The following is a 22,385-nucleotide window of genomic DNA, read 5'->3' as shown; positions in this document are numbered from 1 at the left end:
GCTCGCTCCCACATTTGTTTTGTGTTTACAGCAGACTGATCGGATAGCTGATGATCACGCGGTTCTCATCGAACTCGTTGTTGCTGTAGTCGCGGCGCATGGTCGAGTTGCGCCATTTCAGGTTCAGGTCTTTCAGCGCACCGCTCTGCACGGTGTAGCCCAGTTCACTTTCACGCCCCCATTCCTTGCCATCGGTGATGCTGCCGGTGTGCACATTGTCGCCGCTGATATAGCGGTTCATCAGGGTCAAACCCGGTACGCCGAGGGCGGCGAAGTTGTAGTCGTGGCGTACCTGCCAGGAGCGTTCCTGGGCATTGTCGTAGCTGGAGTTGTAGCTGTCGTTGGCCAGTGTGCCGCCGCTGGTGCCATTGACCCGCATCCAGGCATTGTCGCCGGTGAGTTTTTGCAGGCCGACGTAGAAGGTGTTGCCGCCGTGCTTGGCCGAAAACAAGCCGTACATTGTTTTGTTGTCCAGCTCGCCAGCCCGGGCGCTGCCGTCATCCTTGCCGTAGAAGAAACCCAGGTTGGCGCCCAGGGTCCAGTCGCCGATCGGTTGGTTGTGGGTCAGGTTGATGAATTGCTGGCTGTAGATGTCCTTGAGCTCGGCATTCCACAGACCGATCTGGGTGCGCTTGTCGTTGAATACGTACTCGCCGCCCTCGAAGTTGAAACGGTCAGAGTTGAACGCGGCTTTGCCGGTCATCGACATGTCGCTCATGCTGCTGTCGTCGCGCGGGCTGTTCTGGCGGAACTGGCCGCCGTAGAGCGTCAGGCCATTGATTTCCTTCGACGTGATCTGGCCGCCACGGAAGGTTTGCGGCAACGAGCGACCGTCGTCCGAACGCAGGATTGGCAGCACCGGCATCCATTCCCCAACTTTCACTTCGGTTTGCGACAGCTTTGCCTTGAACGCCACGTTGGTGCGGCCGAAATTGTCCGCCGGGCGACCGTCGTGATCCAGCGGCAGCAGTTGCGTGCCGCCGGTGCCTCTGCCGCCATCAAGCTTCACCGAATACAAACCGAGCACATCCATACCGAACCCGACGGTGCCCTGGGTGAACCCGGATTTGGCGTCGAGGATGAAACTTTGCGTCCACTCTTCAGCCTTGCCCTGGGCCTTGGTCGGGTTGGTGAAGTTGCGGTTGATGTAGAAGTTGCGCAGGTTCAGGTTGATCTTGGCCCCATCGACGAAGCCCGACTCTTCGGCGTTGGCGGGCAGGGCCGCGCTGGCCAGGGCAATGGCTATCAGGCTGGGAACGAAATACTGCGCGGTGGAAAGCGTCATGAGCTCGGGTCTCTCTAATTCTTGGGGATGAAACGGGGGAGTGCCGCAATCAGGTGATTGCAGACAAGTCATTGGAATCTGTGGCAAAACGAACAGGATCAGCCGGACAAGGCAGGGCGCGGGGACATGGTGTCGAACCTGATGTTATTGGTCTTGTGGGCCGAATGGTGCGGGGAATGAACCAGATGGTTCAATCTGTGAAAGCGGGTTTTGGGCGATTATCGAACAGCAAAAAAACAAAAGATCGCAGCCTTCGGCAGCTCCTACAGAAGAATGCGGTCCCCTGTAGGAGCTGCCGAAGGCTGCGATCTTTTGATCTTGGCTTTTTCTTGGCAAACAAAAAGCCCACCAATCGGTGGGCTCCTTGTTTTCACAGCGCTATCAGAAATACTTCATCTTCGGCGCTTCTTCTTTCAACGGCTCGTTCTTTGCCGTCTGTTCGTTCCAGCCACCACCCAGTGCCTTGTACAGATTGACCTGGCTGACCAGCTGCGCCAGACGGTCGGTGATCAGCACCTGTTGTGCACTGAACAGCTGACGCTGGGCATCGAGGAAGGTCAGGTTGCTGTCGACACCGATGCGGTAACGACGCTCGGCCAGGCGGTAGTATTGCTGGTTGGCACTGACGAAATCTTTCTGTGCCTGCAACTGCTGGACGTAGGTTTGGCGGGCGGCCAGGCCGTCGGCAACTTCCTGGAAGGCCGTTTGAATGGACTTCTCGTAGTTCGCCACGCCAATGTCTTTCTGGATTTTCGAGTAATCCAGGCTGGCGCTCAGGGAGCCGGCGTTGAAGATCGGCAGGTTGATCTGCGGCTGGAACAGCCACGTGCCTGAACCACCCTTGAACAGGCCGGACAGGTCCGGGCTCAGAGTGCCGGCATTGGCCGTGAGGCTGATGCTCGGGAAGAACGCAGCCCGCGCCGCGCCGATGTTGGCGTTGGCGGCCTTCAGGTTGTACTCGGCCTGAAGGATGTCCGGACGACGATGCAGCAGGTCCGACGGCAGGCCGGGCGGAACGTCGCTCAGCAGGTCGTCGTCAAGCGGTTTGGCTGCTTGCAGGTTGGCCGGGATACCGGTGCCGAGCAGCAGCACCAGGATGTTCTCGTCCTGGGCGACCTGACGGGTGTACTTGGCCAGTTGCGCACGGGCGTTTTCCACCGAGGTGCGCGACTGCGCCAGGTCCAGGGCCGAGGCGACCCCGACTTCGTTGCTGCGGGCGGTGAGCTTGTAGCTCTCCTCGAAGGCGGCGAGGGTGTCCTGGGTCAGCTTGTACAGTTCCTTGTCGGCCTGCCAGGTCAGGTAGGCATTGGCGACACTGGCCACCAGGCTGATTTGCGTGCTGCGGCGGCCTTCTTCGGTGGCGAAGTACTTCTGCAGCGCCTCTTCGTTCAGGCTGCGAACCCGACCGAACAGGTCGAGTTCATAGGCGCTGACCCCGACCGTGGCCGAGTAGGAACTGACGATGCCCGACTGACCTGTTTGCGAGGAGTTTTCCGGAACCCGCTGGCGACTGCCGGTGCCGTTGGCCGAGACGGCCGGGAACAGATCGGCACGGGAAATGCGGTACTGGGCCGCAAACGCGTCGATGTTCAGGGCCGCGACACGCAGGTCACGGTTGTTTTCCAGAGCCACCTGGATCAGCTGTTGCAGCGCCGGGTCATGGAAAAACTGCTTCCAGCCTTGCTCGGCAGCCGCTTGCGCCGGTGCCTGGGCCGGCGAGTACGCCGGGCCCTGCGGGTATTGGCCCGCCACCGGCGCTTCGGGCTGCTGATAATCAGGTATCAGCGAGCAGCCACCGAGCACGAAGGCGGCGACTGCCAGGGAGAGTAGCGACTTGCTCATTAGCCAGCCTCTTGAGGAGTTTCAGTGGCGTCATCCTGGTCGGCGATTTTGCGCTGGCCTATGGACGACACGGTGACGAAGAACAGTGGGACCCAGAAAATCGCCAGCACAGTGGCCGTGATCATACCGCCGATCACACCGGTGCCGATTGCATGCTGGCTACCGGAACCCGCGCCGGTGGATATCGCCAGTGGTACCACACCCAGAACGAAGGCGAGCGAGGTCATGATGATCGGTCGCAGACGCATGCGACTGGCTTCAATTGCCGCATCGCGCAGGCTACGCCCTTGTTCGTGCAGTTCCTTGGCAAATTCGACAATCAGAATGGCGTTTTTCGCCGCCAGACCAATGGTCGTCAACAGACCCACCTGGAAGTACACGTCGTTGGACAAACCGCGCAGGCTGGTGGCCATCAGTGCACCGATGATCCCCAGCGGCACTACCAACATCACCGCGATCGGAATCGACCAGCTCTCATACAACGCCGCCAGACACAAGAACACCATCAGCAGCGACAGGGCGTACAGCGCGGGTGCTTGCGAACCGGACAGACGTTCTTCGTACGACAAACCGGTCCAGGAAATACCGACACCCGCCGGTAGCTTCTGCGCGATGGCTTCGACTTCGGCCATGGCTTCACCGGTGGAATAGCCAGGCGCCGGGGCTCCGAGGACTTCCATCGCTTCCACGCCGTTGTAGCGGGCCAGTTTCGGCGAACCGTAAATCCACTCGCCCCTGGCGAACGCCGAGAACGGAACCATGGTGCCGCTGCTATTGCGCACGTACCACTTCTGCAGGTCTTCAGGGTTCATTCGAGCGCCTGGCTGGCCTTGCACGTAAACCTTCTTCACGCGACCGCGGTCGATGAAGTCGTTGACGTAGCTACTGCCCAGGGCAATCGACAGAGTGTTGTTGATATCGGCGATGGTAATGCCCAGGGCACTGGCCTTCTCGTCATCGATTTCCAGTTGGTATTGCGGTTCGTCGTTCAGGCCGTTCGGACGCACCTGAGTCAGAATCTTGCTTTGCGCCGCCATGCCGAGGAACTGGTTACGTGCAGCCATCAGTTTGTCGTGGCCGATGCCGGCGCGGTCCTGCAGGAACACGTCGAAACCGGTGGCGTTACCCAACTCCAGTACCGCCGGTGGCGCGAAGGCGAACACCATGGCGTCACGGAAGGTGAAGAAGTGCTGTTGGGCACGGGCCGCTACCTTGAACACGTTGTTGTCGGCGTTACGCTCGTCCCACGGCCGGAGCATGATGAACGCCATACCCGAACTCTGGCCACGGCCGGCGAAGTTGAAGCCGGTTACGGTAAACACCGAGTTCACCGCATCGCCTTCACCGCCATCCTTGCCCGGGCGCAGCAGGAATTCACGCATCTCGTCCACGACCACCTGGGTGCGCTGGGCACTGGAACCGGCCGGGGTCTGCACCTGGGCAAACAGTACGCCCTGGTCTTCTTCCGGCAGGAACGCCGTTGGAATACGGGTGAACAGCCAGATCATGCCGACGACGATGATCAGGTAGGCCAGCAGGTACGGGGCCTTTTGCGCGAGCATATTGCCCACGCCACGCTCGTAGCTTCTGACGCCGCGGTCGAAGTTGCGGTTGAACCAGCCGAAGAAACCGCGTTTCGGGGTGCCGTGCTCGCCTTTCGGAATCGGCTTGAGCATGGTCGCGCAGAGCGCCGGGGTGAAGATCAGTGCAACCAGTACCGACAGGGCCATGGCCGAGACGATGGTGATCGAGAACTGCTTGTAGATCACACCGGTGGAGCCGCTGAAGAACGCCATCGGCAGCAGCACCGCCGACAGCACCAGGGCAATACCCACCAGTGCGCCCTGGATCTGGCCCATGGATTTCTTGGTGGCTTCCTTGGGTGACAGGCCTTCTTCGCTCATCACCCGTTCGACGTTTTCCACCACGACGATGGCGTCGTCCACCAGCAAGCCGATGGCCAGCACCATACCGAACATGGTCAGGGTGTTGATGCTGAAACCGGCTGCCGCGAGGATCCCGAACGTACCGAGCAATACCACCGGCACGGTCATCGTGGTGATGATGGTGGCACGGAAGTTCTGCAGGAACAGGAACATCACCAGGAACACCAGTGCGACCGCTTCGACCAGGGTGTGAACCACGCCTTTGATCGATTCGGTCACCACCGGAGTAGTGTCATACGGGAACACCACTTCCATCCCTTGCGGGAAGAACGGCTTGAGGTTGTCGATGGTCGCGCGCAGGGCTTTGGCCGTATCGAGAGCGTTGGCACCGGTGGCCAGTTTCACCGCCAGGCCGGATGCCGGGGCGCCGTTGAACTGGGCGTTAATGCTGTAGTTCTCACCACCCAGACCGACTTCGGCGACATCTTTCAAGCGAACCTGGGAACCGTCCTTGTTGACCTTGAGCAGGATCTTGTCGAATTGCTCCGCGGTCTGCAGGCGGGTCTTGCCGATGATGGTCGCGTTCAACTGGGTGCCGGGCAGGGCAGGCAGGCCGCCGAGCTGGCCGGACGACACCTGGACGTTCTGCGCAGCGATGGCGGTCTTGGCGTCGATAGGGGTCAGGTTGAATTTGTTCAACTTGGCCGGATCGAGCCAAATCCGCATGGCGTACTGGGAACCGAACACCTGGAAGTCACCGACACCGGCGGTCCGCGAGATCGGGTCCTGCATGTTCGACACGATGTAGTTGGACAGGTCGTCCTTGGTCATGCTGCCGTCACGCGACACCACGCCGATCACCAACAGGAAGTTCTTCACCGCCTTGGTGACGCGGATACCTTGCTGCTGCACTTCTTGCGGCAGCAGTGGGGTAGCCAGGTTCAGCTTGTTCTGGACCTGAACCTGCGCGGTATCGGAGTTGGTGCCTTGCTCGAAGGTCGCGGTAATGGTCATGGTGCCGTCGGAGTTACTTTCCGACGAGACATAACGCAGGTGGTCGATACCATTGAGCTGTTGCTCGATCACCTGCACCACGGTGTCCTGTACGGTCTGTGCCGAAGCACCCGGGTAGGCCACGGAGATGGCGATCGCTGGCGGCGCAATGCTCGGGTATTGGTTGATCGGCAGTTTGAGGATCGATAGAGCCCCGACCAACATGATCACCAGGGCAATTACCCAGGCGAAAATCGGACGGTCGATAAAAAATTTCGACATGGTTTACTCCCCTTTACCGCCAGACGCTGTATTAGCTGCCTGGGCGGGGGCCGGGTTCTTTGCGGCTACGTTGGTCGCTTCACTGGCCTTGACTTCGATGCCGGGTTTGACGAATTGCAGACCTTCGGTGATCAGTCGATCGCCGGCCTTCAGGCCGTCTTCGATCAGCCATTGGTTACCGACGGTGCGGTTGGCCTTGAGGTGACGCAGTTCGACCTTGTTGTCCGGGCCGACAACCAGTGCGGTCGGGGTACCCTTGAGGTCGCGGGTCACGCCTTGCTGCGGGGCCAGGATCGCCGCGCTGTTCACACCGGCCAGCAACTTGGCGTGCACGAACATGCCAGGCAGAAGGGTGTGGTCAGGGTTCGGGAAAATCGCGCGCAGGGTGACGGAACCGGTGGTCTGGTCAACCGAGATTTCGGAGAACTCCAGCTTGCCGTCCAGCTTGTATTCGCTGCCGTCTTCGAGGGTCAACTTGACCGAGGCTGTGTTATCGCCAGCCTTTTGCAGGCGACCGCTTTCCAGCTCACGGCGCAGTTTCAACAGTTCGACCGAGGACTGCGTCACGTCGACGTAGATCGGGTCGATCTGCTGAATCACCGCCATCGCATCGACCTGGGCATTGCTGACCAGCGCGCCTTCAGTCACCGAGGAACGGCCGATTCGGCCGGTCAGCGGGGCATAGACCTTGGTGTAGCGCACGTTGATCTGTGCCGTTTGCAGCGCGGCTTCCGATTGCAGGCGGTTGGCCACGGCGGTGTCGTATTCCTGACGGCTTACGGCTTGCTCGTCGACCAGTTGCTTGTAGCGGTCGGAAATCGATTTGGTCGAACGCAGGTTGGCTTCGGCGCTGGCAAGCGTTGCTTCATAGATCGACGGGTCGATCTGATAGAGCTGCTGGCCGGCCTTGACGTCACTGCCTTCCTTGAACTGGCGCTTGAGAATGATGCCGTTGACCTGCGGGCGGACTTCGGCAATGCGGAACGCACTGGTACGGCCGGGCAGATCGGATGTCAGGGTGAAAGCTTGCGGTTGCAGAGTCACGACGCCGACCTGAGGCGGTGGGGCGGCCGGTGCTGCCTCTTCCTTTTTGCATCCGCTGAGCAGCGATGCCAAGGCGACGGCGGCGACCAGAGCGGTAACAGCTGGCTTGAATTGCATGAAAATCCTCGGGTCAGGCGCGCAAGGAGCGCACTAGAAAGGTGGAAGGTTGAAAAATGTTTGCAGAGTGGATAAGTAGCTTGCTAATGAATATACTTACGTACATGGCTGTTTGTAAATACCCAGGCTGCGTATCAACGTCGTTACTCAAGCCGTTACACAAGCCGTTGAAAGGTTGGAATTGTAGGCCGGGGACGAACCCCCAGAACGTTCGCCCCACTTTTATTCAGCTGATATTCAGACATCGCTGAAGCACCCTGATTGAGGTTGTACTGCCATGGTCCGTCGTACCAAAGAGGAAGCTCAGGAAACCCGCGCGCAAATTCTCGTGGCGGCCGAAAAGGCCTTTTTCGAGCGAGGCGTGGCGCGCACGACCCTGGCGGACATCGCGACCCTGGCCGGCGTCACTCGAGGGGCCATTTACTGGCATTTCAGCAACAAGGCGGATCTGGTGCAGGCCATGCTCGACACCTTGCATGAGCCGCTGGAAGAAATGGCCAAGGCCAGCGAGAGCGAAGACGAACCCGATCCCCTGGGCTGCATGCGCAAACTGTTGATTCATTTGTTTCATCAAATTGCGCTGGACCCGAAAACCCGTCGCATCAATGAGATTCTTTTTCATAAGTGCGAATTCACCGATGAAATGTGCGACCTGCGCCAGCAGCGCGTGTCAGCCAGCCTCGAATGCAATGTGCGGATCGGCCTGGCCCTGAGTAATGCAGTGAATCGCGGCCAGTTGCCGGAAAACCTCGACACCGCCCGCGCCGCGATCAGCTTGCATGCTTATATAGACGGCATCCTGTACCAATGGTTGCTGGCCCCCGACAGTTTTGAATTGCACGCCGAAGCCGAACGTTGGGTCGATACCGGGCTGGATCTGTTGCGCTTCAGCCCCAGCCTGTGCAAATAAAGCAAAATGCGTAATCGGCGTCTTGTGTGTCAACCGTTGAAGCCGAAGATGAACAGTTCTTCACCCGCCCTTCGACAATGGGGTGCTTTATATACTTACACTCGGCAGGTTGACAGGTAGCAAGCTCAGTAATTTGTAGGGAATTTGTGTCGAGTCTGTGAGCACCTGCCGATGATCGCGGCCCCTGTGGGAGCGAGCTTGCTCGCGATAGCGGTGTGTCAGTCGACGTCTTCGTTGATAGTTACACCGCCATCGCGAGCAAGCTCGCTCCCACAGGGGAAAGTGTCAAACCGTCACAAATTAAAAAGCCCCGGCTCTTTCGAATCGGGGCTTTTGTATTTCCACGGTTGCTGATTACAGCGTCGGGTAGTCGATGTAACCGACCGGGCCTTTGGCGTAGAACAGTTCCGGACGCGCGTCGTTCAGCGGCGCGTCAGCCTGCAAACGTGCTGGCAGGTCAGGGTTGGCAATGAAAGGTACGCCGAAGGCGACTGCATCAGCCTTGCCGCTGGCGAGCAACGCGTTGGCGCTTTCCCTGGTGAAACGCTCGTTGGCAATGTATGGGCCGCCAAAGGCCTCCTTCAGTTGCGGACCGAGGCTATCGGCACCTTCTTTCTCACGGGAGCAGATGAAGGCAATGCCACGCTTGCCCAGTTCGCGAGCCACGTAGGTGAAGGTTTCGGCCAGGTTGTCGTCGCCCATGTCATGCAGGTCGGCGCGTGGCGACAGGTGTACGCCCACACGGCCGGCACCCCAGATTTCGATCGCCGCGTCAGTCACTTCCAGCAGCAGGCGGGCACGGTTTTCCAGGGAGCCGCCGTAGTTGTCGGTGCGCTGGTTGGTGCTGCTTTGCAGAAACTGGTCGAGCAGGTAACCGTTGGCGGCATGGATTTCCACACCGTCGAAGCCGGCCGCCTTGGCGTTCTCGGCACCGACGCGGTAAGCGTCGACGATGTCGGCGATTTCAGCGGTTTCCAGGGCGCGCGGCACAGGGAAGTCGGCCAACGGACGAACCAGGTTGACGTGGCCCTTTGGCTGGATGGCGCTCGGGGCGACCGGGGCTTCACCGTTCAGGTACAAACCGTGGGAAATGCGACCCACGTGCCACAGTTGCAGGAAGATCTTGCCGCCCGCGCCATGGATAGCCTTGGTCACGTTGGACCAGCCACGTACCTGATCGTTGGACCAGATGCCCGGGGTGTCCGGGTAGCCGACGCCCATCGGCGTCACCGATGTGGCTTCGCTGAGGATCAGCCCGGCGGAGGCGCGTTGTACGTAGTACTCGGCCATCAGCGCGTTGGGTACGCGGCCTTCATCGGCGCGGCAGCGGGTCAGTGGCGCCATGATGATGCGGTTGGCCAACTCGAGGTCGCCCAGTTTGATCGGATCGAAAATAGTCGTCATTTAGTGCACCCTCGTGAGGTAATGGTTGATCAGTTGGTAGCAGGGGCCAGATCGGGATTGCCGCTCCGACGGAAAGTAATCAGGGTCACCAGCAGGGCGAGTACCGCCAGTGCCGCTGCCGCGAGCGGCACGCTGGTCAGGCCGAAGCCGTGGGCGATCACGCTGCCGCCGACCCAGGCACCCAAGGCGTTGCCGATATTGAAAGCGCCGATGTTCAGGGTCGATACCAGGTTCGGCGCGGCGTTGCCGAAGGTCACCACGTTCACTTGCAGCGCCGGTACGGCGGCGAAGCACGCGGTGGCCCAGAGGAACAGGGTGATTTCGGTCGGGATCAGCGCGACGCTGGTCCAGGTGAGCACGGTGGACACCACGGCCATGGTGATGAACACGCCGATCAGCGTCGCGGCCATGCCTTTGTCGGCCAGCTTGCCGCCGATGATGTTGCCGACCGTCAGGCCCAGGCCGATGAGCATCAGGGTCCAGGTCACGCCACGGGGCGAGACGCCGGTGACTTCGCCCAGCAGCGGCGCGACGTAGGTGAACAGGGTGAACACCGAGGCGGCAAACAGCGCGGTCATGCTCAGGGACAGCCAGATGCCGCCGCCCTTGAGTGCGGCGAGTTCGGCGCGCATGTCGAGTTTTTCTTCATCACGCTTGGCCGGCAGGAAGCGGATCAGACCGATCAGTGCGATCACACCGATCACGGTCACGGCCCAGAAGGTCGAACGCCAGCCGGCTTCCTGGCCGAGGGCGGTGCCCAGCGGTACGCCGAGGACGTTGGCCAGGGTCAGGCCGGTGAACATCAGGGCCACGGCCGAAGCGCGTTTGTTCGCAGGCACCAGGCCGGCGGCTACCACTGAGCCGATACCGAAGAAGGCGCCATGACACAGGGCGGTGACCACACGGGCGAACATCAGCACGTTGTAGTCGCCGGCCACTGCGCAGAGCAGGTTGCCAATAATGAAAATGCCCATCAACGCCACCAGGGCTGCCTTGCGCGGCAATTTGGCGGTGGCCAGCGCCATGAACGGCGCGCCGATGGCCACGCCCAGGGCGTAACCGGTCACCAGCCAGCCGGCACCGGGAATCGACACACCGAGGTCAGCTGCCACGTTGGGCAGCAGGCCCATGATGACGAACTCGGTGGTGCCGATGGCGAAGGCGCTCAAGGCCAGGATGAGTAGCGAGAGGGGCATTGTTTAATTCCTTTTGGCTGGCTGACGTTAAGGGTCAGAGCTCATTGCTGAAGATGCGGAGGAATTCCTGGATGGTTTCCTCGTTGCGTTTGAAGAAATGCCACTGGCCGACTTTGCGGCTGCTGATCAGGCCGGCGCGTTGCAGGGTCGCCAGGTGTGCGGACACCGTGGACTGCGACAGGCCGCAACGTTGATCGATCTGCCCGGCGCAGACGCCGTGCTCGTTACTGTGGGACTGGTCGGGAAATTCGACGGTCGGGTCCTTGAGCCAGCGCAGGATGTCTCGCCGTACCGGGTGCGCCAAGGCTTTTATTATTTCGTCGAGATTCATGGTCATGGTGTGGGCTCGTGATGTTTAAAACGCTATATCGCGATGAGGCGAACTTTAAATCGATATTTCGCGATATACAAATATGATTTGGCTCTGATTAGCTCACATTTCGGTATATCGAGTTATAACGATATGGTGAGTGTAACAAGACAAGAGGGCAGTGCTAAGCTGCGCCCATGAACTATCTCGCACATCTTCACCTCGGTGGTCAGCGTCCCGGTCAATTGCTCGGCAGTCTGTATGGCGATTTCGTCAAGGGACGGCTGCAAGGGCAGTTCGCTCCGGAAATCGAGGGGGCCATCCAGCTGCATCGCAGCATCGACGTGTTCACCGATCGCCATCCGCTGGTGGACGTCGCGTTGTCGCGTTTCTCCCTGACCCGTCGTCGTTACGCGGGGATCGTGCTCGACGTGTTTTTCGACCATTGCCTGGCCCGGGACTGGACGCTGTATGCCGACCGGCCCCTGGCGTTGTTCACCTCGGACGTTTACCGGGTGCTGTCCAGCGAACGGCAATTGCCGGAGCGGCTGGCGAAGATTGCACCGTACATGGTGGCCAATGACTGGTTGGGGTCGTATCAGGAATTCGAAGTGCTGGAGCAGGTGTTGCGAGGGATCTCGCGGCGCCTGACCCGGCCGGAGGAACTGGCGGCGGCGATGCAGGAGTTGCGGCGGTTGTATGAACCGTTGAGCGAGGATTTTCGGTTGTTCTATCCGCACTTGCAGGCATTTGCCCGGAACTATCCAACACCATAAAACCACTGTAGGAGCGAGCCTGCTCGCGATTGCGGTCTGTCATTCAGCATCATCGTTGAATGTTAAGCCGCTATCGCGAGCAGGCTCGCTCCTACAGGGGGCATGTGTTTACGCTGCAATTGCGGGGCGCATTGGTGCTCGTTGCGGTTCGACAATTTCACCAAACAACGCCTTCTGCACCGCCTGCTGCGCCTCGAACGCCAGCGCCGCGCGTTCCCGTCCTTCACAAGCGATTGGCTTGAGCAGATGAATCTCCACGCCACCACGGTCGTTGGCGAACAGACGCATCAAGTGCGAGAGCAGATCATCGTCGCCAATGAACGGCGCCAGCGCGCAAGGCTCGCCGTCACGCACATAACGAATCGCCACCGGCTGCATCGCCACTTCGGAATCGATGGCGGCGGACAGCAGGCGGCCATGGAAGGTACGCAGCGAACGGCCGTCGGTGGTGGTGCCTTCCGGGAACATCAGCAGGGAGTGTGCCTGTTCCAGGTGACGGGTCATCTGCTTGCGGATCAACTGGCTGTCACCCGCGCCACGGCGGATAAACAGGCTGCCGGCCTTGGCCGCCAACCAGCCGGCTACTGGCCAGGTGCGCACTTCGGCCTTGGACAGGAACGACAGTGGCGTGAGCATGCCCAGCAGCGGAATGTCGGTCCAGGACACGTGGTTGCTGACCCAGAGCATCGGTGTCTTCGGCAGCTCGCCATGGACGGTCACGTCAAAGGGCAGGGCGTTGCTCAGGCGGGCCATGAAAAACCGCGACCAGCGCTGACGGCGCGCCATCGAATGGGCCAGGCTCAGGCGCTCGAACACCCCGAACACGCTGGCCATGCCCAAGCCCAGCGTCACCACCACCAGCACTCGCGCGATTCGCGCGTACACCCGCAACCGGCTCATTACACAGCCGCCTTGAAGTGTTTGGCGTAACGCGGGCAGAGTTCGTCGCGCTTGAGCAGGATGAACACATCGGCGACCTGGAAGTCTTCGTCCCAGCATGGCTCGCCGCAGATTTTCGCGCCCAGGCGCATGTAGGCCTTGAGCAGCGGTGGCATTTCGGCGATCACGTTCGACGGGATGTCCAGGCTTGGCAGCGGGTTTTTCGGCTCGGCGCGCAGATGTTCGGTGCACAGGTAGCGTTCGCGCAGACGCTGCATGATCGCGTGGGCCTGCACGCCGCCATCCTGCATCGGAATGCTCGCGCATCCCATCAGGTAGCTGTAGCCGCCCTGGTTCAGGACTTCGGCCAGTTCACCCCAGAGCACGGCGATGGTACCGCCGTTACGGTAGGCCGGGTCGACGCAGGTGCGACCGATTTCCAGGATCGGGCCTTGCAGGTGCACCAGGCCGTGGAGGCTGAATTCTTCTTCGCTGTAGAACTTGCCCAGGCTGCTGGCAGCCGTGTGGTCGAGCAAACGGGTGGTCGCCACCAGACGTCCGGTATTCAAGTCACGCACGCCGATGTGGGCGCAGTGAACGTCGTAGTCATCCATGTCCAGACCCAGTTCAGCGCCCTTGAGCCTGGCGTTGAATTCGCCGCTGAACACGTTGAAGCGCAAGGCCTGGGCCTCCTGCAATGCCTCGGCGCCCACCAGGCGTTCGGCTTGCAGGCGGCGTTCGTTGCCGGTGTCGCTGATGCGGGCGATCTGAGTCATGGCGAATCTCCGTGCGGGCTGCTCACCCGTCTTTGGGCTACAGCGAATCGACTTTCTTTGTCTGGCCGTGTTGTGCAAAGTCAGGCTATGTAGCCCCGGTGTCATCGCCATTAAGCTTTGGTGATGCTTATATGACAGCCCACAAGGAGCCTCTTATGCCCTGGCAAATCCTGTTGAACCGCCGTGATCGCCTGCCCGCCAACCCGGATCTGGCTGAAGGTTTCGCGACCTTGTTGCAGCAGTTGGGAGCGGTCACGCCGTTCGAATTGGCCGTGCTTGGCGGGCGGTTGATGGCGACGCCGGGGCTGGCGTTTCTGGTGGGGTATCAAGCGGCCTTGCGCATGCTCTGGCCGAGTGCGCCGCTGAGCCTCGGCGCGCTGTGCGCCACCGAACAGCGCAGCCTGCGCCCGGCCGACATGCAAACCCGACTGAGCGGTTTGCGTCTGAGCGGACGCAAGGATTTCGTCACCGCTGGCAATGCCGCCGACTGGCTGCTGGTGGCGGCCCGCAGCGAGGAGCCCGGCGTCGATCCACGCTTGAGCCTGGCGGTGATCTATCGTGGTGAGCCGGGTGTGCGGGTGGAAAAGCTGGCGCCGATTCCGTTGATGCCGGACATCAGCCACGGCTGCTTGTCTCTGGATAACGCACTGTGCGAATTGCTCGCCGGGGATGGCTGGGACGCGTACGTCAAACCGTTCCGCACGCTGGAAGACATCTACGTACTGAGCGCCATGACGGCGTGGTTGTATGGCGTCGGCCAGGAATGCGATTGGCCACAAGGCTTGCAACTGCGTTTGCTGGGGTTGTTGGCCGGGTGCGCGGAAACCAGCCGCCAGCCACCGACCCATCCGGCCGGGCATGTGGTGCTTGGCGGGTTGTTTGCGCAGTTCGAAGGGCTCAAGGCTGAAGTGGACGAGGCAATGGCTGGCGGGCCTGCGCAGTGGCCGGCGATGTGGCAGCGGGACAAGGCGGTGATGGATTTGGCGGCGGGGGCGCGGGGCAAGCGGCTGGCCAAGGCACTGGCGGAATCTTCGCTGCCCTGACCGGCCTCTTCGTCGGATCGCCGCCCGGACCAAGCCCGCTCCCACAGGGACCTGTGTCGTATACAAATGTTGTGTTCGACGCAGCACCTGTAGGAGCTGGCTTGCCAGCGAAAGCGCCCTCACAGACAACACAAATTTCTGAACTGTCATCAACCTCGACTAGGCTCAGCAGGTTCAATCTCCGAGCCCCCGCCATGCCCAAAGGCTTGCCCCTGATTTTCCTGCTGTTGCTCAGCTTCACGGTCCAGGCCGAAAACTGGCCCGCCGAGCAATGGCCGACCGCCCCGACGCCGACCGGCCCGGCGCTGCAAGCCCTGGAGGCCTACGCCTTCCCATCCCGCGATGACACCACTCGCCAGGGTGTTCGTACCGATGCCTTGCTGGTGATCCGCGACGGCCAGTTGATCTACGAACGCTACGCCGGTCCGACGACGGCCGAGACGCCGCACCTGACCTGGTCGATCAGCAAGAGCCTGATGGCCACGATCCTCGGCGTGGCCTATGGCGAAGGCTTGTTCAAGCTCGGCGACCCGGTGGCGAAGTTTTATCCGCCCCTGCAAACACACCCCGACATGACCATGGCCGACCTGCTGCACTGGGCCTCGGGCCTGGATTGGCAGGAGGACTACGAATACGCACCGCTGAAGTCTTCGGTGGTGGCCATGCTCTACACCCGCGGTCACCACGACATGGCCGCGTTCACCGCGGCCCATGCTGCTTATGCCGCGCCAGGCCAGGCGTTTCGCTACTCCAGCGGTGACAGCAACCTGCTGTCCGCCGCGCTGAAAACCATCGTCGGTCCCGGCCGTTATCCCGACTTTCCGTGGACTGCATTGTTCGAACCGCTGGGCATTCGCCACGCGATCTGGGAAACAGATGCCACGGGCACTTTCGTCGCGTCGTCCTATGCCTACCTCACTGCACGGGACCTGGCCCGGGTCGGTCTGTTGATGGCCCGCGAAGGTCGTTGGGGAGGCAAGCAGCTACTGCCCAAGGATTGGGTGGCGTTCAACCGCGAGCCGTTCGCTCACTATCACGCACACAAAGACGATGCCGTACCCGGCGGCCAATGGTGGCTCAATCGAGCCGTCGAGGGCGCGGCACAACCCTGGCCCGATGCCCCCGCCGACACCTTCGCCGCATTGGGTCATTGGGGGCAGGCAATGTATGTGATCCCCAGCGAACACCTGGTGATCGTCCGCTATGGTGATGACCGCGACGGCAGCTACCGGCACAACCAATTGCTCCAACTCGCGCTCAAGGTCTTTGCCGGGAAGGTGCAGCCATGACCGGTTTCATTCGCCGTCGACCAGCCAGTTCCCTATTGTTGATCCTGCTGATCGCCTTGCTCGGCTGGATCTGGCACGAGCGGGTGGCGCTGTGGGCGTTCCCCGACATCATCAGCGCCTACACCGCCAAGGAATACTGTTCGTGCCGCTACGTGATGAACAACGACGCCGAGTACTGCCACGGTTATGTGCAACAGTGGCTGCCCGCCAGCGACTTTACCGATGATGTTGCTGGCAAGCGGGTAACGGTCAGCGGCATGGGCCGCAGCAACAGCGCAGTGTGGATCGGCGAGCGCCAGGGCTGTCGCTTGCAGCCCTGAGTGCGATGAAGTGCCTGGGTGAGAGGAGGGCTTTTGTGGCGATGGGGTAACGGATGGCTTGCAATGCGCTGAAGGCCGGTTAAGGTTCAGCACAGGTTTATCTGCCCCACGAGTCTCTATGTTCAAGCGCTCCACCCTTCAACCCCTCGCTTTCCTGCTGCTGGCCGGTGCTGCGTTGTCGGCCCGTGCCGATTGGTACCTGGATGGCGAGTCTTCGCGCCTGTCGTTCGTCAGCACCAAAAACGCCAATGTCTGCGAAGTGCAGCGCTTTCTGGTGCTGCACGGCAAGGTCGATCCCGAAGGACTGGCGCAGGTGGAAGTCGAGCTGGAGTCGATCAACAGCGGCATTGCGTTGCGCGATGAGCGCATGCGCAAGGAACTGTTCCAGATCGACCGGTTTCCCGACGCCTTGATCACCACGAAAATCGATCTGCGCCCGATCAATGATCTTGCTCCCGGCGCACAGCTGGAGTTGCGCCTGCCGCTGATGGTGGACCTGCACGGCAAACAACACGAATACCCCGCCGAACTGCTGGCGACCCGTCTCGATGACCGGCGCTTCCAGGTGGTGACCCTCGAACCGCTGGTGATCAATGCCGAGGATTTCGATCTGACGCCTGGTCTGGAGACGTTGCGCAAAATGGCCGGCCTCTCGGCGATCAGTCTGTCAGTGCCGGTGGGTGCGGTGCTGATTTTTACGGCGCGCTGACATGGCCGGAGCGATTTTTCCCTGGCGTGAAGGCAACCACTTCGAACTGCTGGTCGATGGTCCGCAGTTTTTCCCGCGCATGCTGGTGGCGATTGCCCGCGCCGAAGAACAGGTTGAGTTGGAGTTGTATCTGGTGGAGGCGGGCGCCTGTGCCGAAGCCATGGTCCAGGCCCTGGTACAGGCCGCCGAGCGTGGGGTGCGGGTGCGCTGCCTGTTCGATGATTACGGCAGCCTCGCCTTCACCCTGACCTTGCGCCGGCGGCTGATGGCCGCCGGGGTGGAGCTGCGTTTCTACAATCGCCTGAGCTGGCGGCGCTGGGTCGGAAATTTCTACCGCGATCACCGCAAGCTGTTACTGGTGGACCAGAGCATGGCAGTGGTCGGCGGCACCGGTGTCACCGACGAGTTTTGGACCCCGGGGGAAGACGTCAGCGAATGGCACGAAGTGATGGTGGAAATCACCGGGCCGCTGGTGCTCGATTGGCAGTTGCTGTTCGACCGCCAGTGGATCGCCAACCGCCATCGTCGCGCCTGGCGTCCCGCCTCGCATTTCGGCTTGCCGCGCCTGCCTCGGGTGCCATCGATGGGCGAGGGCATGGGCCGGGTGGCCTATGCCGACGCCCGCCAGCACCGGGATATTCTGCAATCGCTGGTGCGCGCCCTGAACAGCGGCCAGCGACGGATCTGGCTGGCCACGCCGTACTTTTTGCCGACCTGGAAAGTCCGCCGTTCCTTGCGCCGGGCGGCTGCCCGGGGCGTCGATGTGCGGTTGCTGCTGACCGGGCCCCGTACCGATCACCCGTCCGTGCGCTACGCCGGGCATCGTTACTACCCGCGACTGCTCAAGGCCGGGGTGAAGATCTTCGAGTACCAGCCGTGTTTCCTGCACCTGAAAATGGTCTTGATCGATGACTGGGTGAGCATCGGCTCGTGCAACTTCGATCACTGGAATCTGCGCTTCAACCTGGAAGCCAATCTGGAAGCGCTGGACCCCGGGTTGACCCGGTCGGTGGCCGCGAGTTTCGAACACGACTTCGCCCTGAGCCAGCAAGTCAGCCTGGAGGAGTGGAAGCGTCGGCCATTGTGGCGGCGGGTCAAGCAGCGGGTGTGGGGATGGGTGGATCGGGTGGTGGTGAATCTGCTGGATCGACGGGGGTAGAGCAAGATCAAAAGATCGCAGCCTGCGGCAGCTCCTACATTGAGATGAGGTACATCTGTAGGAGCTGCCGCAGGCTGCGATCTTTTGCTTTTAAAGGTTACAGCAACTCAAAACTCTGCTGCGTCACGTCCTGGGAATCCAGGCCGATCTGCACGTTGAACTTGCCCGGCTCCGCCGCGTACTTGAGCTGGGTGTTGTAGAACTTCAGCTCGTCCTCGGTGATGGTGAAGTGCACGACCTTCTGTTCGCCGGCCTTGATCATCACTTTCTGGAAGTTCTTCAGTTCCTTGATCGGGCGGATCATCGAGCCGGCCACGTCCTGGATGTACAACTGCACCACGGTTTCGCCGTCACGCTTGCCGGTGTTCTTCACTGTGACGCTGGCGTCGAGCTTGCCGGTCTTGTTCAGTGTGGTCGACGACAGGGCCATGTCGCTCAGGCTGAACTCGGTGTAGCTCAGGCCATAACCGAACGGGTACAGGGGGCCTGTGGTGTCATCGAAATATTGCGAGGTGTAGTTGCCCGGTTTGCCCGGGGTGAACGGCCGGCCAATGGTCAGGTGGTTGTAGTAGGTCGGAATCTGGCCGACCGAGCGCGCGATACTGATCGGCAGTTTGCCCGACGGGTTGTAGTCGCCGAACAGCACATCGGCGATGGCGTTGCCGCCCTCGGTGCCGGTGAACCAGGTTTCCAGGATCGCGTCAGCCTGCTCCCTCTCCTCGAGGATCGTCAGTGGGCGGCCGTTCATCAACACCAGCACCAGCGGTTTGCCGGTGGCTTTCAATGCGCGAATCAGCTCGCGCTGGTTTTCCGGGATGTTCAGGTCGGTGCGGCTCGACGATTCGTGGGACATGCCACGGGATTCGCCGACGGCGGCAACCACTACGTCAGCGTCCTTGGCCGCTTTCACTGCTTCGTCGATCAGCACGTTCGCCGGGCGAGGGTCATCCACCACTTCCGGGGCGTCGAAGTTGAGGAAGTTGAGGTAGCCGAGGATGTTCTTGTCACTGGTGATGTTGGCGCCACGAGCGTAGATCAGCGTCGATTGAGCGCCAAGGGCGTTGGTCATGCCGTCGAACAGGGTCACCGATTGCGCCGGTTTACCGGCAGCGGCCCAGCTGCCCATCATGTCGATGGGCGCCTTGGCCAGCGGACCGACCAGGGCGATTTTTGCAGTCTTCTTAAGTGGCAGGGTTTCGTTGCGGTTTTTCAGCAGCACCTGGCTGCGACGCGCCACATCGCGGGCCTCGGCGCGGTGCAGACGGCTGTCGGCGTAGGTGTCGACCGGGTCATCCTCGGCCTTGCCGATGCGCAGGTACGGGTCCTTGAACAGGCCCATGTCGTACTTGGCGCCCAGTACCGCACGCACGGCATTGTCGATGTCGCTCTGCTGGATCTCGCCGGACTTCAGCAGCCCTGGCAGCTCTTTGCCGTACAGGGTGTCGTTCATGCTCATGTGGATGCCGGCCTTGATCGCCAGCTTCGCCGCTTCGCGACCGTCGGCGGCAACGCCGTGCTTGATCAGCTCGAAAATCGCCCCGTGGTCGCTGACTGCCAGGCCCTTGAAGCCCCACTCCTTGCGCAGCAGGTCGTTCATCAGCCAGGTGTTGGCGGTGGCCGGCACGCCGTTGATCGAGTTCAGCGCGACCATCACTCCGCCGGCACCGGCGTCAATCGCCGCACGGTACGGTGGCAGATAGTCCTGGTACATTTTGACCGGGCTCATGTCGACGATGTTGTAGTCGCGGCCACCCTCGACCGCGCCGTACAGGGCGAAGTGCTTGACGCTGGCCATGATGCTGTCGGCCGCGTTGGCGCCAGTGCCCTGGAACGCCTTGACCATCACGCCGGCTATGCGCGACACCAGGTAGGTGTCTTCGCCGAAGCCTTCGGAAGTACGGCCCCAACGCGGGTCGCGGGAGATGTCGACCATCGGCGCGAAGGTGATGTCGAGGCTGTCAGCCGCGGCTTCCTTGGCGGCGATGCGCCCGGACAGGCCAATGGCGTCCATGTCCCAGCTCGAGGCCAGGGCCAGCGGGATCGGGAAAATGGTGCGGTGGCCGTGGATCACGTCGTAGGCGAAGAACATCGGTATCTTCAGGCGGCTGCGCATGGCCGCGTCCTGCATCGGCCGGTTTTCCGGGCGGGTGATCGAGTTGAACGTACCACCGATGTTGCCCGCCGCGATTTCCTTGCGGATCAGCTCCCGGGGCATTTCCGGGCCGATGCTGATCAGGCGCAACTGGCCGATTTTTTCATCGAGGGTCATTTGCTTCATCAGATTGCTGACGAAGGCTTCCTTGTTCTCCAGGGGTGCGGGTGTCGTGGCGGCCAATACGTTATGACTGGCCAGGCTGACGAACAGGCCCAGCAAACACAGCTTCTTCATGAATAGTTTTCTCAAGGGCCCAAACGGCGATGCACACGCCGGCCAGCCAAAATTTAGGGAGCGTCTATTGTTGTTCGGGTGCCCGCTCAAAAGACCAGAGCCAAAAAACCACAGCCAGATGGCGGATGCGTTTTTGCGCAGGGCCTCTTTTTAGCCCATCGGCCCGTTGCAATCCAGAGGCGCGGGCGATTATGCCCCAAGAGCCGGCTCAGTAGGTTTCACGGTCGGTCTTTTCATGAAATGTACAAGGGAGCTTCAGCCTGATGAATGCAAGTCCAATCTACCGTTCGCGCCTGCAGGTCGCCACGCTGCTGATGCTGGCCACGTTGCTGACCGCTTGCGGCATCAACAACATCCCGACCCTCGACGAACAGGCCAAGGCCGCCTGGGGCCAGGTGCAGAACCAGTATCAGCGCCGTGCTGACCTGATTCCCAATCTGGTGGAAACCGTCAAGGGCTACGCCAAACATGAGGAAGAGACCCTGACGGCGGTCATTGAAGCTCGGGCCAAGGCCACGTCGATCCAGGTGGATGCCTCGACCCTCGACAACCCGGAAAAACTCAAGCAGTACCAACAGGCCCAGGATCAGCTCAGTGGCGCCTTGAGTCGTTTGATGGTGGTCTCCGAGCGCTATCCGGACCTGAAGGCCAACCAGAACTTCCTCGCCTTGCAATCGCAGCTTGAAGGCACCGAGAACCGGATCAGCGTGGCCCGGCGTGATTTCATCCTCGCGGTGCAGAAATACAACACCGAGATCCGCACGTTCCCCGGTCGCCTGTGGCACAGCGTGATGTACAGCGACCTGCCGGTGCGCGAGACCTTCGAAGCCACACCGGGGTCGGAAAAGGCCCCCGAGGTCAAATTCTGAATCAACCCTGTAGGAGCTGCCGCAGGCTGCGATCTTTTGACTTTGATTTTTTCGCGAGCGCTAAAGGTCAAGATCAACAGATCGCAGCCTGCGGCAGCTCCTACAGGGCCAGGCTTGGGACGGAAGAGGTTGCTAATGCGTGTGTTTAAAACAGTCCTGTTGCTGTTGTTCTGGCTGGTGACGATCACGGCCCGGGCCGAGCTGAGCTTCCCGGCGCTGACCGGGCGGGTGGTCGACAATGCGCAGATGATCGAGTCATCGGTGCGCCAGCAACTCAGCCAACAACTTCAGGCCCATGAGCAAGCCACCGGCGAGCAGCTTGTGGTCGTGACTTTGCCGGATTTGCAAGGCACAGACATCGCCGACTTCGGTTACCAACTCGGCCGCCACTGGGGCATCGGGCAGAAGGACAAGAACAACGGCGCCTTGCTGATCGTCGCCCGGGACGAGCGTAAACTTCGCATCGAAGTCGGCTACGGCCTGGAGGATCGCCTGACCGATGCCCAGAGTTCGGTGATCATCAACCAGGTCATTACCCCGGCGTTCAAGACCGGCAACTTCAGCAAGGGCATCAGTGACGGCGTGGCGGCGATGCTGGTGGTGCTGGGCGGCAACCCCCTGGACGAACCCTCCACGGCGTATGAATCCAGAGGCGATCCGGGGGGCGATTTCGTCTCGCGGCATCCCGGGTTGTTCGTGTTTTTGCTGATGTTGTTCATCCTGACTGTTTTTGTGTGCCAGATGCTCGGTATCCTTCCCGCCGGCCGGGGCGGCTCCGGCGGATCCGGGGGCGGCTTTGGCGGTGGTGGATTTGGCGGCGGCGGTGGAGGTGGAGGCTTCAGCGGCGGCGGGGGCAGTTTCGGCGGGGGCGGTTCGTCCGGCGGCTGGTGATAATAAAAACGAGCAG

19 protein-coding genes are annotated in these 22,385 nt (G+C 61.1%); 9 read left to right on the top strand and 10 right to left on the bottom strand.

Translation table 11 applies throughout. The features are described from left to right. Positions 1-25: 25 nt before the first annotated feature. The 4 genes from AC1DKH_RS07715 to AC1DKH_RS07700 form a co-directional block, all read right to left on the bottom strand. Complete coding sequence (locus tag AC1DKH_RS07715; protein WP_477797877.1) at positions 26-1,285, bottom strand: OprD family porin; 1,260 nt, start codon at positions 1,283-1,285, stop codon at positions 26-28. Between the two features lie 381 nt (positions 1,286-1,666). Beyond that, a complete protein-coding gene (gene emhC, locus AC1DKH_RS07710) occupies positions 1,667-3,127 on the bottom strand; it encodes an efflux RND transporter outer membrane subunit EmhC (RefSeq protein WP_477755438.1) in 1,461 nt (486 codons plus the stop codon). Continuing rightward, positions 3,127-6,288 carry an efflux RND transporter permease subunit EmhB gene (gene emhB, locus AC1DKH_RS07705; protein ID WP_477765071.1) on the bottom strand — a complete coding sequence of 1,054 codons (3,162 nt, stop codon included), beginning with the start codon at positions 6,286-6,288 and terminating at the stop codon, positions 3,127-3,129. Before emhB ends, emhC begins: the two co-directional genes overlap by 1 nt. A gap of 3 nt (positions 6,289-6,291) precedes the next feature. Beyond that, positions 6,292-7,449 (bottom strand): efflux RND transporter periplasmic adaptor subunit, encoded by a 1,158-nt coding sequence (locus tag AC1DKH_RS07700; RefSeq protein ID WP_477759802.1) that lies wholly within the window; start codon positions 7,447-7,449, stop codon positions 6,292-6,294. 277 nt (positions 7,450-7,726) lie between these two features. On the opposite strand from AC1DKH_RS07700, the gene emhR reads away from it, so the two are divergent. Further along, positions 7,727-8,359, top strand: coding sequence for an efflux system transcriptional repressor EmhR (gene emhR, locus AC1DKH_RS07695; RefSeq protein WP_477797876.1), 633 nt, complete (start codon positions 7,727-7,729; stop codon positions 8,357-8,359). A 354-nt stretch (positions 8,360-8,713) separates the two neighbouring features. Here the strand turns inward: emhR and AC1DKH_RS07690 are convergent, their stop codons facing one another. Genes AC1DKH_RS07690 through AC1DKH_RS07680 form a run of 3 tightly spaced genes read right to left on the bottom strand, consistent with a single transcriptional unit; the run spans position 8,714 to position 11,296 of the window. After that, positions 8,714-9,763, bottom strand: a complete 1,050-nt coding sequence (locus AC1DKH_RS07690) for an alkene reductase (protein ID WP_477797875.1) — start codon at positions 9,761-9,763, stop codon at positions 8,714-8,716. A 29-nt stretch (positions 9,764-9,792) separates the two neighbouring features. Beyond that, a complete protein-coding gene (locus AC1DKH_RS07685) occupies positions 9,793-10,959 on the bottom strand; it encodes an MFS transporter (protein ID WP_477797874.1) in 1,167 nt (388 codons plus the stop codon). Positions 10,960-10,993: 34 nt separating this feature from the next. Continuing rightward, positions 10,994-11,296 (bottom strand): ArsR/SmtB family transcription factor, encoded by a 303-nt coding sequence (locus AC1DKH_RS07680; protein ID WP_477797873.1) that lies wholly within the window; start codon positions 11,294-11,296, stop codon positions 10,994-10,996. A 170-nt stretch (positions 11,297-11,466) separates the two neighbouring features. Here AC1DKH_RS07680 and AC1DKH_RS07675 point away from each other — a divergent pair, with 170 nt between their 5' ends. Continuing rightward, positions 11,467-12,045, top strand: a complete 579-nt coding sequence (locus AC1DKH_RS07675) for an acyl carrier protein phosphodiesterase (protein ID WP_477797872.1) — start codon at positions 11,467-11,469, stop codon at positions 12,043-12,045. 108 nt (positions 12,046-12,153) lie between these two features. Here AC1DKH_RS07675 and AC1DKH_RS07670 read toward each other — a convergent pair whose 3' ends face one another. Next, complete coding sequence (locus AC1DKH_RS07670) at positions 12,154-12,945, bottom strand: lysophospholipid acyltransferase family protein (protein WP_477797871.1); 792 nt, start codon at positions 12,943-12,945, stop codon at positions 12,154-12,156. Next, on the bottom strand, positions 12,945-13,700 hold the full coding sequence (gene olsB / locus AC1DKH_RS07665; RefSeq protein WP_057400777.1) for an L-ornithine N(alpha)-acyltransferase: 756 nt from the start codon (positions 13,698-13,700) through the stop codon (positions 12,945-12,947). The genes AC1DKH_RS07670 and olsB overlap by 1 nt, the downstream gene beginning before the upstream one ends. A gap of 155 nt (positions 13,701-13,855) precedes the next feature. Between olsB and AC1DKH_RS07660 the strand changes: the two genes are divergently transcribed. The 5 genes from AC1DKH_RS07660 (at position 13,856) to AC1DKH_RS07640 (ending at position 18,220) form a co-directional block, all read left to right on the top strand. After that, the gene (locus AC1DKH_RS07660; RefSeq protein ID WP_477797870.1) at positions 13,856-14,743 is read left to right on the top strand and encodes an acyl-CoA dehydrogenase middle domain-containing protein; all 888 of its coding nucleotides are present in this window, start codon (positions 13,856-13,858) and stop codon (positions 14,741-14,743) included. Positions 14,744-14,937: 194 nt separating this feature from the next. Further along, positions 14,938-16,032: a serine hydrolase domain-containing protein gene (locus AC1DKH_RS07655; protein ID WP_477797869.1), complete on the top strand. Its 1,095-nt coding sequence runs from the start codon at positions 14,938-14,940 to the stop codon at positions 16,030-16,032. Then, positions 16,029-16,352 (top strand): amidase, encoded by a 324-nt coding sequence (locus AC1DKH_RS07650; RefSeq protein ID WP_477755426.1) that lies wholly within the window; start codon positions 16,029-16,031, stop codon positions 16,350-16,352. The genes AC1DKH_RS07655 and AC1DKH_RS07650 overlap by 4 nt, the downstream gene beginning before the upstream one ends. 118 nt (positions 16,353-16,470) lie before the next feature. Then, positions 16,471-17,061 (top strand): YceI family protein, encoded by a 591-nt coding sequence (locus tag AC1DKH_RS07645; protein ID WP_477755425.1) that lies wholly within the window; start codon positions 16,471-16,473, stop codon positions 17,059-17,061. 1 nt (position 17,062) lies between these two features. Beyond that, on the top strand, positions 17,063-18,220 hold the full coding sequence (locus AC1DKH_RS07640; protein WP_477797868.1) for a phospholipase D-like domain-containing protein: 1,158 nt from the start codon (positions 17,063-17,065) through the stop codon (positions 18,218-18,220). 97 nt (positions 18,221-18,317) lie between these two features. Here AC1DKH_RS07640 and bglX read toward each other — a convergent pair whose 3' ends face one another. After that, positions 18,318-20,609 (bottom strand): beta-glucosidase BglX, encoded by a 2,292-nt coding sequence (gene bglX, locus AC1DKH_RS07635; RefSeq protein ID WP_477759797.1) that lies wholly within the window; start codon positions 20,607-20,609, stop codon positions 18,318-18,320. A gap of 263 nt (positions 20,610-20,872) precedes the next feature. On the opposite strand from bglX, the gene AC1DKH_RS07630 reads away from it, so the two are divergent. Continuing rightward, a complete protein-coding gene (locus AC1DKH_RS07630; RefSeq protein WP_477797867.1) occupies positions 20,873-21,478 on the top strand; it encodes a LemA family protein in 606 nt (201 codons plus the stop codon). Positions 21,479-21,613: 135 nt separating this feature from the next. After that, positions 21,614-22,369 (top strand): TPM domain-containing protein, encoded by a 756-nt coding sequence (locus AC1DKH_RS07625; protein ID WP_477797866.1) that lies wholly within the window; start codon positions 21,614-21,616, stop codon positions 22,367-22,369. Positions 22,370-22,385: the final 16 nt, after the last annotated feature.

This window comes from Pseudomonas sp. 05L36 (assembly GCF_056398125.1).
This window is presented reverse-complemented; position numbering and strand designations above follow the sequence as displayed.